We start from the raw sequence: 15,760 nt of genomic DNA on the forward strand, positions 1-15,760 counted from the left end.
ATATACCTGTAGGCCGGATAAGGCGTAAGACGCCGCCATCCGGCAATAAACTGCTTACTTACGCGTTAGTTTTTCCAGATCGGCTTCAATCTCGCTGATCTTGTTGGTGACGACGCTTTCCAGATGACGTAAATCATCAAGGATCTTGCGTTTAAGATCGACTTCACTACGATCGCGCAGACAGATCTGATCCAGTTCGTCGATCACGTAGCGCAGGTTCGGGCTTATCTCCTGCACTTCTTTGTAACCCTGGCCAACGCCATCGGCGACCACGGTTTTACGCTGACGGGGATATTTAAACTTTACGCTCTTGGCAAAAAACTCGCCTTTATCCTTCTGGAAATAGATTTTCAGGATATCGTTATTGGCTTCTTGCCGCAGGCTGTAACGATCGATCTCTTCAGGATTGGTAATGCCCAGACTTTTCAGATTGTCATACATAGCGGTACCCTTAAGCTCACTATAACCATTGAATAATTAACGAAAAGCCTTGTTTATGCCACTCGCAGATGTAAAAAAAGCGGGCCAGGCCCGCTTTTTCAAAATACCGTTAGTCGATGGTGCGTAACAGCTCGTTAATACCGACTTTTCCCCGCGTCTTAGCATCAACTTTCTTCACGATCACCGCACAGTAAAGGCTGTACTTACCATCTTTCGACGGCAGGTTGCCTGATACTACAACGGAGCCGGCCGGGACACGTCCATAATGTACTTCACCCGTTTCGCGGTCATAAATACGCGTACTCTGGCCGATGTAAACGCCCATAGAGATAACGGAACCTTCTTCGACAATTACGCCTTCTACGACTTCAGAGCGTGCGCCAATGAAGCAGTTATCTTCGATGATGGTTGGGTTAGCCTGTAATGGCTCCAGTACACCACCGATGCCAACACCGCCAGACAAGTGGACGTTTTTACCAATCTGGGCACACGAACCTACGGTAGCCCAGGTATCAACCATGGTACCTTCGTCAACGTATGCGCCGATATTGACGTATGACGGCATCAGAACCGTATTACGGGCGATAAATGCACCCTGACGCACAGCCGCAGGCGGCACTACGCGAAAGCCTTCCTTCTGGAAGCGCGCTTCGTCATAGTTGGCGAATTTCATTGGTACTTTATCGAAGTAGCGGCTTTCCGCACCATCGATAACCTGGTTATCGTTAATACGAAAAGAGAGCAGTACCGCTTTTTTCAGCCACTGATGAGTGACCCACTGACCCTCAATCTTTTCTGCGACGCGCAGTGCACCGGAATCCAGCAGAGAAATAACCTGATTAACCGCTTCACGGGTTACGGTATCCACATTTGCCGGAGTGATGTCGGCACGGCGCTCGAAAGCGGACTCAATAACGTTCTGTAACTGCTGCATTGTTAAACTCTTTCCATATAAATAAAAAACATTACCCTTTATCGTTTGGATTGAGGGCCTCTGTCAACCGTTGATGCACTTCCTGTTGCAGCTCATTATTAAGGGCACGCCGGTCGGCTGTTGCGATTATGAATAAATCTTCTACTCGCTCGCCAATGGTTGTAATTCGGGCGCCATGCAGCGAAATTCCCAGATCGGCAAAAATCTGTCCGACCCGCGCCAGCAGTCCAGGCTGGTCGAGCGCGATAAGCTCCAGGAATGATTTACGGTCAGTATGTGTCGGCAGAAAAGTGACCTCGGTGTCGACGGTAAAGTGACGTAATTTTGCCGGTTGACGACGTGGCTGCGGCGGCTGCCAGCTACGCTGAGTGATCGCTTGCTCCAGCCCAAAACGGATCGCTTCGTGTCTGTCTGATGACAGCGGGCTACCATCCGGTTCCAGCACGATAAACGTATCCATCGCCATTCCATCACGTGTAGTGAAAATCTGCGCATCGTGGACGCTAAGATTACGACGATCCAGTTCTGCACAGACCGCAGCAAACAGGTAAGGACGGTCCGGGCTCCAGATGAAAATTTCTGTCCCGCCTCGTGTTGCCTGTGGGCTGAGTAAAATCAAGGGATCGTTCAGATCATGCTGTAGCAGATGACGTGCGTGCCAAGCCAACTGGTTTGGACTGTGGCGCACGAAATAGTTGGCGCGACAGCGCGACCAGATATGGTGTAGCGCTTCCTCATCAATATTATCCATACGCAGCAGCGCCAGTGCCTGAAGTTGGTGGTGGCGTACGCGCTCGCGCATATCCGGCGTGTTTTGCATTCCACGACGTAGCTGTTTTTCTGTGGCGAAGTACAGTTCTCGCAACAGACTTTGCTTCCAGCTGTTCCATAGGGTTTCGTTAGTGGCGCAAATATCCGCTACCGTCAGGCAGACCAGGAAGCGCAGACGATGTTCTGTTTGCACCTCCTCTGCGAATTGCTTAATCACCTCAGGATCCTGAATATCACGACGCTGAGCGGTAACTGACATCAGCAGATGCTGGCGTACAAGCCAGGCGACCAGTTGTGTTTCGCGGGAATTTAGTCCGTGCAATTCGGCGAATTTTAGAACGTCCTGGGCACCAAGAATTGAGTGGTCGCCGCCGCGTCCTTTGGCGATATCGTGGAACAGCGCGGCAATCAGAATCAGCTCCGGCTGGCGCAGGCGCGGCCAGAGATCCACACACAACGGGTGGCGCTGACGAGTCTCTTCCTTGGCAAAACTTTCCAGCTTTAGCATCACTCGGATGGTGTGTTCATCCACCGTGTAGGCATGAAACAGGTCAAACTGCATTTGGCCGACGATGTGCGACCATTGCGGCATATAGGCCCACAAAACACTGTGGCGGTGCATTGGCAGCAGACCGCGACTCACTGCGCCTGGATGTCGCAACATGCTGAGAAACAGCGAGCGGGCCTCCGGGATGTAGCACAGCGGTTGCGTTAAATGGCGGCGGGCATGGCGCAGATGACGCAACGTTGTGGAATAAATTCCAGTGATCGCGCTGTTACGCACCATAGTGTAAAACATTCGCAGAATCGCCTCTGGTTCACGGATGAACAGATCATCGTTGCGCAGGTCAATCAGTGTACCGCGCAGTTGAAAGTCATCATCAATCGGGCGTGGTTTTTCATCCGCAGGCAGGGCGAGGATAGCCTCGTCAAACAGCTGTAGCAGCATGTTGTTTAGTTCACTCACCCGACGCGTGACGCGAAAATAGTCTTTCATCATCCGTTCGACCGGCTCGTTGCCATCGCCGCTGTAGTTAAGCCGTTGGGCTACGCTCAACTGACGGTCGAACAGCAGACGGTTATCATAACGACTGACCACCAGATGCAGTGCGAAGCGAATGCGCCAAAGGATGTGCAGACATTCGTTGAGTTCGGCGCGCTCCGCCAGCGTCAGAAAACCGAACCCGACCATTTCATCAAGCGAGGTTGCGCCAAAATGGCGTCGGGCAACCCATTGCAGGGTGTGGATATCGCGCAGGCCGCCCGGGCTGCTTTTGATATCCGGCTCCAGATTGTAGCTGGTACCGTGATAGCGCTGGTGGCGCTGATTTTGCTCTTCCACCTTGGCGGCGTAAAATTTATCAGACGGCCAGAAACCTTCGCTAAAAATATGTTTCTGTAGCTCAAGAAACAGCGCTACGTCGCCGATCAGCAGGCGCGTTTCAATCAGGTTGGTGGCGACGGTTAAATCTGACAACCCCTCCAGCAGACACTCTTCCAGCGTACGCACGCTGTGCCCGACCTCCAGCCTGACGTCCCACAGTAACGTTAACAGCTCGCCGACTTTCTCAGCTTGGGCGTCAGGCAGCTTTTTACGACTCAGGATCAGCAGGTCAATATCGGAAAGCGGATGCAGTTCACCGCGCCCATAGCCACCGACGGCAACCAGCGCCAGATCGGCGATCTGGCCGAAGCCAGCTTCAATCCACAGGCGTTGCAGCAACTGGTCAATAAATTCGGTGCGGGCTTCAATCAACTGTTCGGCAGAAATACCGCTGTCAAACGCTTCGCCTAACCAGTGCTGGAAAGTATCGATATGCGTTTTAATCCCGGTACAGTTGAGATCATGCTGTGGCCAGGTTCCAGGATTTTGCGGTTGGCCAGGCAGGGTGGGGAGGGCAGTATTTGCGTGCTGTTCAGGAAGAGTATTCATTGTGCGCCACCCATTAAAAAGCCGGATGACGGCGCTAACGTCTTATCCGGCCTACGAAGTAGAGCAATTTGTAGGCCTGATAAGATGCGGGGACATCGCCATCAGGCAAAAAATTATTCGTCGTGTTTGATGATCGCCGGGATGGTGTCATCCTTGCGTAACGTCAGAATTTCACAGCCGTTTTCGGTAACTACAATAGTATGCTCGTACTGTGCAGACAAGCTACGGTCTTTGGTTTTCACCGTCCAACCGTCTTTCATGGTACGAATGCGATAATCCCCCGCATTCAGCATCGGTTCCACGGTAAAGGTCATGCCCGGCTGAAGTACTACACCGCCATCGTCAGCATCGTAGTGCAGAACCTGAGGTTCTTCATGGAAGCCGCGGCCAATACCGTGACCACAGTATTCGCGAACCACAGAGAAGCCTTCTCCTTCCGCGTATTTCTGAATCGCAGCGCCCAGCGTGCGCAGACGAATGCCTGGTTTTACCATCCGCAGCGCCAGATACAGGCTTTCCTGCGTAACGCGGCACAGACGCTCGCCGAGAATTGTCGGTTTGCCGACAATAAACATTTTTGAGGTGTCGCCATGGAACTCGTCTTTAATGACAGTCACGTCGATATTGACGATATCGCCATCTTTCAGATGTTTGGCATCATCCGGGATCCCGTGGCATACCACTTCGTTAATAGAGATGCACACAGACTTCGGATAACCGTGATAACCCAGGCAGGCGGATATAGCCTGCTGCTCATTCACTATGTAGTCATTACAGATGCGATCCAGTTCGCCGGTGCTGACACCCGGTTTGATAAACGGTTCGATCATTTCCAGCACTTCAGCGGCCAGACGACCAGCGACGCGCATTTTTTCGATTTCTTCAGGGGTCTTGATTGAGATAGCCATGAATTCTGTCCATCAGTGTCGATGATTTCGACAATAATTGTGTAAGTGCTGCCAATGGTAACAGTCCGGCGTACTTGCTGCCAAATTGAGAATCATTAACAGCACAGACCGCCAACAATTATTGGTGTCTGCGGCGTATTTGTGGTATAAAGCGCGCCGGACTTCCGTTCCATTCTCAGATACACAAGATGGACTGAAGCGACAAATCTCACTTTGTGTAACAACACACACGTATCGGCACATATTCCGGGGTGCCCTTTGGGGTCGGTAATATGGGATGCGTGGAGGCTTAACCCCAACTTTTATATATAGAGGTTTTAATCATGGCAACTGTTTCCATGCGCGACATGCTCAAGGCTGGTGTTCACTTCGGTCACCAGACCCGTTACTGGAACCCGAAAATGAAGCCGTTCATCTTCGGTGCGCGTAACAAAGTTCACATCATCAACCTTGAGAAAACTGTACCGATGTTCAACGAAGCTCTGGCTGAACTGAACAAGATCTCTGCTCGTAAAGGTAAAATCCTTTTCGTTGGTACTAAACGCGCTGCAAGCGAAGCGGTGAAAGAAGCTGCTAACAGCTGCGACCAGTTCTTCGTGAACCATCGCTGGCTGGGCGGTATGCTGACTAACTGGAAAACTGTTCGTCAGTCCATCAAACGTCTGAAAGATCTGGAAACTCAGTCTCAGGACGGTACTTTCGAAAAGCTGACCAAGAAAGAAGCGCTGATGCGCACCCGTGAGCTTGAGAAACTGGAAAACAGCCTGGGCGGTATCAAAGACATGGGCGGTCTGCCGGACGCTCTGTTCGTAATCGATGCTGACCACGAGCACATTGCTATCAAAGAAGCAAACAACCTGGGTATCCCGGTATTTGCTATCGTTGATACCAACTCTGATCCGGACGGTGTTGACTTCGTTATCCCGGGTAACGACGACGCAATCCGTGCTGTGACCCTGTACCTGGGCGCTGTAGCTACAACCGTTCGTGAAGGCCGTTCTCAGGATCTGGCTTCCCAGGCGGAAGAAAGCTTCGTAGAAGCTGAATAATAAGGCACGCTCGTTAGAGCCCTTATAGACCAGGTAGTATCACGTTTGGTTAGGGGGCCTGTATTAGGCCCCCTTTTTCACTTTTAAATCTGTGCGGTTTAATGCCGGGCAGATCAAATCTTCCGAGGATTTTAGAATGGCTGAAATTACCGCATCCCTGGTAAAAGAGCTGCGTGAGCGTACTGGCGCAGGCATGATGGATTGCAAAAAAGCACTGACTGAAGCTAATGGCGACATCGAGCTGGCAATCGAAAACATGCGTAAATCTGGTGCGATCAAAGCTGCGAAAAAAGCAGGCAACGTTGCTGCTGACGGCGTGATCAAAACCAAAATCGAAGGCAACTTCGGTGTGATTCTGGAAGTTAACTGCCAGACTGACTTCGTTGCTAAAGACGGTGGTTTCCAGGCGTTCGCAGACAAAGTTCTGGACGCGGCTGTAGCAGGTAAAGTGACTGATGTTGAAGTCCTGAAAGCACAGTTCGAAGAAGAGCGTGTTGCGCTGGTTGCTAAAATCGGTGAAAACATCAACATCCGTCGCGTTGCAATCCTGGAAGGCGACGTTCTGGGCAACTACCAACACGGTGCGCGCATCGGTGTTCTGGTTGCGGCTAAAGGCGCTGATGAAGAGCTGGTTAAACACCTGGCGATGCACGTTGCTGCAAGCAAACCAGAATTCGTTAAACCAGAAGACGTGTCTGCTGAAGTGGTAGAGAAAGAATACCAGGTACAGCTGGACATCGCGATGCAGTCTGGTAAGCCGAAAGAAATCGCAGAGAAAATGGTTGAAGGCCGTATGAAGAAATTCACCGGTGAAGTTTCTCTGACTGGTCAGCCTTTCGTAATGGACCCGAGCAAAAACGTTGGCCAGCTGCTGAAAGAGCACAACGCTGACGTGACTGGCTTCATCCGCTTTGAAGTGGGCGAAGGCATCGAGAAAGTTGAAGCTGACTTCGCAGCAGAAGTTGCTGCAATGTCTAAACAGTCTTAATTGTACTGTCCGGAGCCGCCTCAGGGCGGCTCCTTTTTGTACCCGTCATGTGAAAATCAGCCAGTTCCAGTAGGCAACAAACGGCAGGAAACACATGATGTCACCCGATTTAAATCATCCCATTCGTGACACTCGCAGGAAAGAAAATGGCTACCAACGCAAAACCCGTCTACAAACGCATTCTGCTTAAACTGAGCGGCGAAGCATTGCAGGGGACTGAAGGTTTCGGTATTGACGCAAGCATCCTTGACCGTATGGCGCAAGAGATTAAAGAACTTGTTGAACTGGGCATTCAGGTTGGCGTAGTGATTGGCGGTGGTAACCTGTTCCGCGGTGCAGGTTTGGCAAAAGCGGGTATGAACCGCGTTGTGGGCGACCACATGGGCATGCTGGCAACAGTTATGAACGGCCTGGCAATGCGTGACGCACTGCATCGCGCCTATGTGAACGCTCGCCTGATGTCTGCTATTCCGCTGAACGGCGTGTGCGACAACTACAGCTGGGCAGAGGCTATCAGCCTGCTGCGTAACAACCGCGTTGTTATTTTGTCCGCGGGTACCGGTAACCCGTTCTTCACTACTGACTCTGCAGCCTGTCTGCGCGGTATTGAAATCGAAGCGGATGTGGTTCTGAAAGCCACTAAAGTTGATGGCGTATTTACCGCCGATCCGGCTCAGGATCCAACCGCTACCATGTACGAACAACTGACCTACAGTGAAGTACTGGATAAAGAACTGAAAGTGATGGATCTGGCTGCGTTCACGCTGGCTCGTGACCACAAATTACCGATTCGTGTCTTCAACATGAACAAACCAGGTGCCTTGCGCCGTGTTGTTATGGGTGAAAAAGAAGGCACTTTAATCACGGAATAATTTCCGTCGAGGCCAAATACGGGTAAGATTCCGCTTTAATCAAGCGGGTCACTTACCCGGTGGCATATTTTAAACAAGACTATACTTAGCGCATCAGTGCTTCCGTCTGGTCTGTCTGAGACAAGTTTTCAAGGATTCGTAACGTGATTAGCGATATCAGAAAAGATGCTGAAGTGCGCATGGATAAATGCGTAGAAGCGTTCAAAAACCAAATCAGCAAAATTCGCACGGGTCGTGCTTCTCCCAGCCTGCTGGACGGTATTGTCGTAGAATATTACGGCACACCAACTCCGCTGCGTCAGCTGGCAAGCGTAACGGTTGAAGATTCCCGTACTCTTAAAATCAACGTGTTTGACCGTTCAATGGGGCCGGCTGTTGAGAAGGCGATTATGGCTTCCGACCTCGGTCTGAACCCAAGTTCTGCGGGTACCGATATCCGCGTTCCGCTGCCTCCGCTGACCGAAGAGCGTCGTAAAGATCTGACGAAAGTTGTGCGTGGTGAAGCTGAACAGGCTCGTGTTGCTGTACGTAACGTACGCCGTGATGCCAACGATAAAGTAAAAGCTCTGTTGAAAGATAAAGAGATCAGCGAAGATGACGATCGCCGTTCTCAGGACGACGTACAGAAACTGACTGACGCAGCAATCAAGAAAGTTGATGCGGCGCTGGCAGAGAAAGAAGCGGAACTGATGCAGTTCTGATTCGCCTGTACGTTTAAAACGCCGCTTGGGGGATCTGTGAGGATCAACTGGCGGCGTTTTGCTTTTTATCCTGTCTCAATTCTTCTGGATGTCTGATGAAGCAATTAACCGTTCTGGGCTCAACCGGCTCTATTGGTTGCAGTACGCTGGATGTAGTACGCCATAACCCGGAAAAGTTTCGAGTTGCTGCGTTGGTTGCGGGTAAAAATGTCACCCGCATGGTAGAGCAATGCCTGGAGTTTTCTCCCCGCTATGCGGTGATGGACGATGAAAAAAGCGCAGTGCTGGTGAAAGCCGCACTTCAGGAGTACGGAAGTCGCACTGAGGTGATGAGTGGGCAACAGGCAGCCTGTGATATGGCTGCGCTGGATGACGTCGATCAGGTGATGGCGGCGATTGTCGGCGCAGCGGGGTTATTACCGACGCTGGCGGCAATCCGTGCGGGCAAAAGTATTCTGTTGGCAAATAAAGAGTCTTTAGTGACCTGCGGACGTCTGTTTATGGACGACGTGAAACGCAACAAAGCGCAGCTTTTGCCGGTAGATAGCGAACATAATGCGATTTTTCAGAGTTTACCTCAACCTATCCAACACAATCTGGGATACGCTGACCTTGAGCAAAATGGCGTAATGTCCGTTCTGCTTACCGGGTCTGGTGGCCCTTTCCGTGAAACGCCATTGCAGGATCTGGTTTCAATGACGCCCGATCAAGCATGCCGTCATCCGAACTGGTCGATGGGAAGAAAAATCTCAGTCGATTCCGCCACCATGATGAATAAAGGTCTGGAATACATTGAAGCGCGTTGGTTATTTAATGCCAGTGCAAGCCAGATGGAAGTGCTGATTCATCCGCAGTCGGTGATTCACTCGATGGTGCGTTATCAGGATGGTAGTGTGCTGGCCCAGTTGGGTGAGCCTGATATGCGTACACCGATTGCTCATACGATGGCATGGCCGGAACGTGTGACGTCTGGCGCTAAGCCTGTCGACTTTTGCAAACTCAGTGCGTTGACTTTTTCCGCACCTGATTACCAGCGTTATCCGTGCCTGAAATTGGCAATGGACGCGTTTGAGCAAGGGCAGGCCGCGACAACCGCGCTGAACGCCGCGAATGAAATTACCGTTGCCGCATTCCTGGCGCAGCAGATTCGATTTACTGATATCGCACGTCTAAATTTATCCGTACTGGATAAGATGGATTTGCAGGAACCGCAGAGCGTTGATGACGTGCTGAGGGTCGATGCCATCGCCAGGGAAGTTGCCACAAAACAAGTGACGCGACTCTCAAGCTGATGATAATCCCTCTACGGGGGATCGTGCTATTTGTTAGCGTTGGGCTTCAGTGATATAGTCTGCGCCACCCGATTGTGGGTATTTGCTTTTTTTCGGTCGGGTAAGCCGTGGTTTGACACGGCTTTTTTGTGGATACACAAAATCATTCAGGTTGCATCAAGACGGCAAGTGAATGAGTTCCCAGGAGCATACAATCAGTATGTGGCTGGGGCGAATGAGCGCAGCTAACAAAGAGGCAGCCTGAAGGATGAAGAGCAAAAGGCTTCAGTATTCCTGAGTACCGTAAAATCCTTTCAGGGACTAAAAACGCGTTATGTTGTCTGCAACTCAACCATTAAGCGAAAATTTGCCAGCACATGGCTGCCGCCATGTAGCCATTATTATGGATGGCAATGGCCGCTGGGCGAAAAAGCAAGGGAAGATTCGCGCCTTTGGGCATAAGGCCGGAGCAAAATCCGTCCGCCGGGCTGTCTCTTTTGCTGCCAATAACGGTATTGATGCGTTAACGCTGTATGCCTTTAGCAGTGAGAACTGGAACCGACCTGCGCAGGAAGTGAGCGCGTTAATGGAATTGTTCGTGTGGGCGCTTGATAGCGAAGTGAAAAACCTGCACCGCCATAACGTTCGTCTGCGTATTATCGGGGATATCAGTCGATTTAACTCACGTTTGCAAGAACGGATCCGCAAATCGGAAGCGCTTACCGCCCAAAATACCGGGTTAACGCTGAATATTGCTGCGAATTACGGTGGACGGTGGGATATTGTCCAGGGAGTCAGACAACTGGCACAACAGGTGCAGGAAGGTCTGCTGCGTCCTGAGCAAATTGATGAAGAGAAGCTTGGTCAACAAATTTGCATGCATGAGCTGGCTCCGGTGGATTTAGTAATAAGGACTGGGGGAGAGCACCGCATTAGTAATTTTCTGCTGTGGCAAATTGCCTATGCCGAGCTTTACTTTACGGATGTTCTCTGGCCCGATTTCGATGAACAAGACTTTGAAGGTGCGCTGCATGCCTTTGCTAATCGAGAGCGTCGTTTCGGCGGCACCGAACCCGGTGATGAAAAAGCCTGATGGGGGTCGCTTTTGCTGAAGTATCGCCTGATTTCTGCTTTTGTTTTAATACCCGTGGTCATCGCGGCGCTGTTTTTGTTGCCGCCGGTGGGGTTCGCCATTGTTACGCTGGTCGTTTGTATGCTGGCAGCCTGGGAATGGGGACAGTTAAGCGGTTTTGCCACTCGCACGCAGCGAGTCTGGCTGGCGGTTCTGTGTGGGCTACTGCTGGCACTGATGCTGTTTTTGCTGCCTGAATATCATCACAATATTCACCAGCCGCTGGTTGAATTGTCGCTTTGGGCGTCGTTAGGCTGGTGGGCTGTAGCGCTATTACTGGTGTTATTTTACCCCGGTTCAGCGGCAGTCTGGCGTAATTCAAAGGTATTACGCATAATTTTCGGCATCTTAACCATTGTCCCTTTCTTTTGGGGAATGCTGGCGCTACGAGCCTGGCATTATGATGAGAATCATTATAGTGGCGCGGTATGGCTGCTCTATGTCATGATCCTCGTCTGGGGAGCGGATTCTGGTGCGTATATGTTTGGAAAGCTGTTTGGCAAGCATAAACTGGCGCCGAAGGTCTCTCCTGGTAAAACCTGGCAAGGTTTTATTGGCGGACTCGCCACTGCTGCTGTGATCTCATGGGGTTATGGTATGTGGGCGAATCTTGATGTTGCGCCTGTCACCTTGCTCATTTGCTCTATCGTTGCAGCCCTGGCCTCCGTGTTGGGTGACTTGACCGAGAGTATGTTTAAGCGTGAAGCAGGTATTAAGGACAGTGGTCACTTAATCCCAGGGCACGGTGGTATTCTGGATCGCATTGATAGCCTGACGGCTGCAGTACCGGTCTTTGCTTGCCTGTTGTTACTGGTATTCAGGACACTCTAACGGATGGTCTTATGCTGAGTATTCTCTGGAATCTGGCTGCATTCATCGTCGCACTCGGTGTGCTTATCACTGTGCATGAATTTGGTCATTTCTGGGTTGCCCGGCGCTGTGGAGTCCGTGTCGAGCGCTTTTCCATTGGCTTTGGAAAAGCGCTTTGGCGTCGTACCGATAAACTGGGTACTGAATACGTCATCGCCCTGATCCCACTCGGCGGCTACGTCAAAATGCTGGATGAGCGTGCTGAGCCGGTTATACCGGAGCTGCGCCACCACGCCTTCAACAATAAAACAGTTGGGCAACGTGCTGCCATTATCGCTGCAGGCCCAATTGCAAACTTCATCTTTGCTATTTTTGCCTACTGGTTGGTCTTTATCATCGGTGTCCCTGGTGTGCGTCCGGTTGTTGGTGAGATCACACCTAATTCGATCGCCGCTCAGGCGCAAATTTTGCCTGGTACGGAACTAAAAGCTGTTGATGGCATCGAAACCCCAGATTGGGATACTGTGCGGTTGCAGCTGGTCTCCAAAATCGGCGATGAGCATACGACCATCAGCGTGGCGCAGTTTGGCAGCAACCAGCGACAGGACAAAACGCTGGATCTGCGCGATTGGGCATTTGAGCCGGATAAAGAGGATCCTGTCTCTAGTCTGGGGATTCGCCCGCGCGGTCCGCAGATTGAACCGGTGCTGTCAGAAGTGCAGGTTAACTCCGCTGCAAGCAAGGCGGGTTTGCAAGCTGGCGACAGGATCGTTAAAGTCGATGGTCAACCGCTAACGCAATGGATGACGTTCGTGATGTTGGTGCGCGATAATCCAGGTAAGCCGTTAGCGCTCGAAATTGAAAGGCAGGGGAGTCCCTTGTCTTTAACATTAATCCCGGATACCAAACCGGGTAATGGAAAGGCGGAAGGTTTTGCAGGCGTTGTGCCTAAAATTATCCCTCTGCCTGATGAGTACAAGACTGTACGCCAGTATGGGCCGTTCAGCGCCATCCTCGAAGCCACGGATAAAACGTGGCAGTTGATGAAGCTGACGGTCAGTATGCTGGGAAAATTGATTACCGGTGATGTAAAACTGAACAACCTCAGTGGGCCGATTTCTATCGCCCAGGGGGCTGGGATGTCAGCGGAGTTCGGGGTAATTTATTACCTGATGTTCCTTGCGCTTATCAGCGTGAACTTAGGGATAATCAACCTGTTTCCGTTGCCCGTTCTTGACGGGGGGCATCTGCTGTTCCTGGCGATTGAAAAGCTGAAGGGCGGTCCGGTATCCGAGCGGGTTCAAGACTTTAGTTATCGCATTGGCTCTATTTTGCTGGTGTTGTTAATGGGGCTTGCACTTTTCAATGATTTCTCTCGGTTGTAAGAGAGTGTTAGGAAGAACGCATAATAACGATGGCGATGAAAAAGTTGCTCATAGCGTCGCTGCTGTTTAGCAGCGCCACCGTATACGGTGCTGAAGGGTTCGTAGTGAAGGACATTCATTTCGAAGGCCTACAGCGAGTCGCCGTTGGTGCGGCTCTCCTTAGTATGCCGGTGCGTACAGGCGACACGGTTAATGATGAAGACATCAGTAATACCATTCGCGCCCTGTTCGCCACCGGAAACTTTGAGGATGTCCGCGTCCTGCGCGATGGTGATACCCTTCTGGTTCAGGTAAAAGAACGTCCGACGATTGCCAGCATTACTTTCTCCGGTAACAAATCGGTGAAAGACGACATGCTTAAGCAGAACCTCGAGGCGTCTGGCGTGCGTGTTGGCGAATCTCTTGATCGCACAACCCTTGCCGATATCGAAAAAGGCCTGGAAGATTTCTACTATAGCGTCGGTAAGTACAGCGCCAGTGTGAAAGCGGTGGTAACACCGTTGCCGCGTAACCGCGTTGATCTCAAACTGGTGTTCCAGGAAGGTGTATCGGCGAAGATCCAACAGATCAATATCGTCGGTAACCACGCCTTTACAACCGACGAGCTTATCTCTCACTTCCAACTGCGTGATGAAGTGCCGTGGTGGAACGTCGTAGGCGATCGTAAATATCAGAAACAGAAACTGGCGGGCGATCTCGAAACCCTGCGCAGCTACTATCTGGATCGCGGTTACGCTCGTTTCAACATTGACTCCACGCAGGTCAGCCTGACGCCGGATAAGAAAGGTATCTATATCACTGTCAACATCACAGAAGGCGAGCAGTACAAACTTTCTGGGGTGCAAGTGAGCGGTAACCTTGCCGGACACTCTGCCGAGATTGAGACCCTGACGAAAATCGAGCCGGGCGAACTCTATAACGGCACCAAAGTGACCAAAATGGAAGATGATATCAAGAAGCTTCTGGGTCGCTATGGCTATGCCTACCCGCGTGTACAGTCGCAACCTGAAATCAACGATGCAGACAAAACCGTAAAATTACGTGTAAATGTGGATGCGGGTAACCGTTTCTATGTTCGTAAGATCCGTTTTGAAGGTAACGACACCTCTAAAGATTCCGTGCTGCGTCGCGAAATGCGCCAGATGGAAGGCGCGTGGTTGGGTAGCGATCTGGTCGATCAGGGTAAAGAACGTCTGAATCGTCTGGGCTACTTCGAAACCGTGGACACTGATACTCAGCGTATTCCGGGTAGTCCGGATCAGGTTGATGTGGTCTATAAGGTGAAAGAACGTAACACCGGTAGCTTCAACTTCGGCGTCGGTTACGGTACAGAGAGCGGCGTTAGCTTCCAGGCGGGCGTTCAGCAGGATAACTGGTTAGGTACCGGTTATTCGGTCGGTATTAACGGCACCAAAAACGACTATCAGACCTATACTGAGTTGTCTGTTACCAACCCGTATTTCACCGTTGATGGTGTCAGCCTTGGTGGTCGCGTCTTCTATAACGACTTTGAAGCGGATGATGCGGATCTGTCCGACTATACCAACAAAAGTTATGGTACAGACGTAACGCTGGGCTTCCCGATCAACGAATACAATACGTTGCGTGCGGGTCTGGGTTATGTGCATAACTCCCTGTCTAACATGGATCCACAGGTTGCGATGCAGCGATATCTGGTTTCCATGGGTGAGAATCCTGACGCTGATAGCTTCAAATCGGACGATTTCACCTTCAACTACGGTTGGACATACAACAAGCTGGACCGTGGGTACTTCCCAACGGAAGGTACGCGTGTCAACCTGAACGGTAAAGTGACGGTTCCTGGTTCTGATAACGAATACTACAAAGCGACGTTGGATACTGCGACCTATGTGCCGATCGATGACGACCATAAATGGGTTGTTCTGGGTCGTACTAAGTGGGGTTACGGTGACGGTATAGGCGGCAAAGAGATGCCGTTCTATGAGAACTTCTATGCCGGTGGTTCCAGCACTGTGCGTGGCTTCCAGTCGAACACTATCGGTCCGAAAGCCGTCTATTTACCGGCTAATCGTTATAATAATGATGACGATTATGACAACGAGTGTGACACTACCAATACTGCACCGTGTAAATCGGATGATGCTGTGGGCGGTAACGCCATGGCTGTCGCCAGCCTGGAGTTTATTACTCCGACGCCGTTTATTAGCGACAAGTATGCCAACTCGGTCCGTACTTCCTTCTTCTGGGATATGGGTACCGTTTGGGATACTAACTGGGATTCCGCGAAGTATTCTGGTTATCCAGACTACAGCGATCCGAGCAACATCCGTATGTCTGCAGGTATCGCATTACAATGGATGTCCCCATTGGGGCCGTTGGTCTTCTCCTACGCCCAGCCGTTTAAGGATTATGAGGGAGACAAAAAAGAGCAGTTCCAGTTTAACATTGGTAAAACCTGGTAATTGTTCTTCACAAAGGAATGTAAGAGTTGTGTAGCGATGACTTTAGGCGATCTTGCATGGGATCGCCTGGCCACGCAAAGAACTGCATCTTCGGATGCAAATGGGATGGTAAGGAGTTAAT

13 protein-coding genes are annotated in these 15,760 nt (G+C 51.0%); 9 read left to right on the forward strand and 4 right to left on the reverse strand.

The annotated features are described in order from the left end of the window. Positions 1 to 54 precede the first annotated feature (54 nt). The 4 genes from LG384_RS04025 to map form a co-directional block, all read right to left on the reverse strand. The gene (locus LG384_RS04025; RefSeq protein ID WP_045439967.1) at positions 55 to 441 is read right to left on the reverse strand and encodes a DUF3461 family protein; all 387 of its coding nucleotides are present in this window, start codon (positions 439 to 441) and stop codon (positions 55 to 57) included. A gap of 109 nt (positions 442 to 550) precedes the next feature. Beyond that, complete coding sequence (dapD, locus tag LG384_RS04030; RefSeq protein ID WP_198906405.1) at positions 551 to 1,375, reverse strand: 2,3,4,5-tetrahydropyridine-2,6-dicarboxylate N-succinyltransferase; 825 nt, start codon at positions 1,373 to 1,375, stop codon at positions 551 to 553. Between the two features lie 31 nt (positions 1,376 to 1,406). Continuing rightward, entirely contained in the window at positions 1,407 to 4,079 is a 2,673-nt protein-coding gene (glnD, locus tag LG384_RS04035; protein WP_045439970.1) for a bifunctional uridylyltransferase/uridylyl-removing protein GlnD, read from the reverse strand. 113 nt (positions 4,080 to 4,192) lie between these two features. Beyond that, a complete protein-coding gene (map, locus tag LG384_RS04040; protein ID WP_045439973.1) occupies positions 4,193 to 4,987 on the reverse strand; it encodes a type I methionyl aminopeptidase in 795 nt (264 codons plus the stop codon). Between the two features lie 323 nt (positions 4,988 to 5,310). On the opposite strand from map, the gene rpsB reads away from it, so the two are divergent. From rpsB to bamA, 9 genes are all read left to right on the forward strand, one after another. Beyond that, complete coding sequence (gene rpsB / locus LG384_RS04045; RefSeq protein ID WP_003018553.1) at positions 5,311 to 6,036, forward strand: 30S ribosomal protein S2; 726 nt, start codon at positions 5,311 to 5,313, stop codon at positions 6,034 to 6,036. A 136-nt stretch (positions 6,037 to 6,172) separates the two neighbouring features. Beyond that, entirely contained in the window at positions 6,173 to 7,024 is an 852-nt protein-coding gene (gene tsf / locus LG384_RS04050) for a translation elongation factor Ts (protein WP_045439976.1), read from the forward strand. 146 nt (positions 7,025 to 7,170) lie between these two features. Next, complete coding sequence (gene pyrH / locus LG384_RS04055) at positions 7,171 to 7,896, forward strand: UMP kinase (protein ID WP_045439978.1); 726 nt, start codon at positions 7,171 to 7,173, stop codon at positions 7,894 to 7,896. Positions 7,897 to 8,039: 143 nt separating this feature from the next. Next, positions 8,040 to 8,597: a ribosome recycling factor gene (gene frr / locus LG384_RS04060; RefSeq protein ID WP_045439981.1), complete on the forward strand. Its 558-nt coding sequence runs from the start codon at positions 8,040 to 8,042 to the stop codon at positions 8,595 to 8,597. A gap of 95 nt (positions 8,598 to 8,692) precedes the next feature. Beyond that, positions 8,693 to 9,889, forward strand: a complete 1,197-nt coding sequence (gene ispC, locus LG384_RS04065; protein WP_225760481.1) for a 1-deoxy-D-xylulose-5-phosphate reductoisomerase — start codon at positions 8,693 to 8,695, stop codon at positions 9,887 to 9,889. Between the two features lie 313 nt (positions 9,890 to 10,202). Beyond that, a complete protein-coding gene (gene ispU / locus LG384_RS04070; RefSeq protein ID WP_045439986.1) occupies positions 10,203 to 10,961 on the forward strand; it encodes a (2E,6E)-farnesyl-diphosphate-specific ditrans,polycis-undecaprenyl-diphosphate synthase in 759 nt (252 codons plus the stop codon). A 12-nt stretch (positions 10,962 to 10,973) separates the two neighbouring features. After that, positions 10,974 to 11,831: a phosphatidate cytidylyltransferase gene (gene cdsA, locus LG384_RS04075; RefSeq protein WP_045439989.1), complete on the forward strand. Its 858-nt coding sequence runs from the start codon at positions 10,974 to 10,976 to the stop codon at positions 11,829 to 11,831. 11 nt (positions 11,832 to 11,842) lie between these two features. Beyond that, positions 11,843 to 13,195, forward strand: a complete 1,353-nt coding sequence (gene rseP / locus LG384_RS04080) for a sigma E protease regulator RseP (RefSeq protein WP_045439992.1) — start codon at positions 11,843 to 11,845, stop codon at positions 13,193 to 13,195. Between the two features lie 29 nt (positions 13,196 to 13,224). Further along, positions 13,225 to 15,639, forward strand: a complete 2,415-nt coding sequence (gene bamA, locus LG384_RS04085) for an outer membrane protein assembly factor BamA (RefSeq protein ID WP_045440002.1) — start codon at positions 13,225 to 13,227, stop codon at positions 15,637 to 15,639. Positions 15,640 to 15,760: the final 121 nt, after the last annotated feature.

The sequence above is a fragment of the Citrobacter sp. Marseille-Q3906 genome (assembly GCF_916618775.1).
Lineage (GTDB): Bacteria > Pseudomonadota > Gammaproteobacteria > Enterobacterales > Enterobacteriaceae > Citrobacter > Citrobacter murliniae.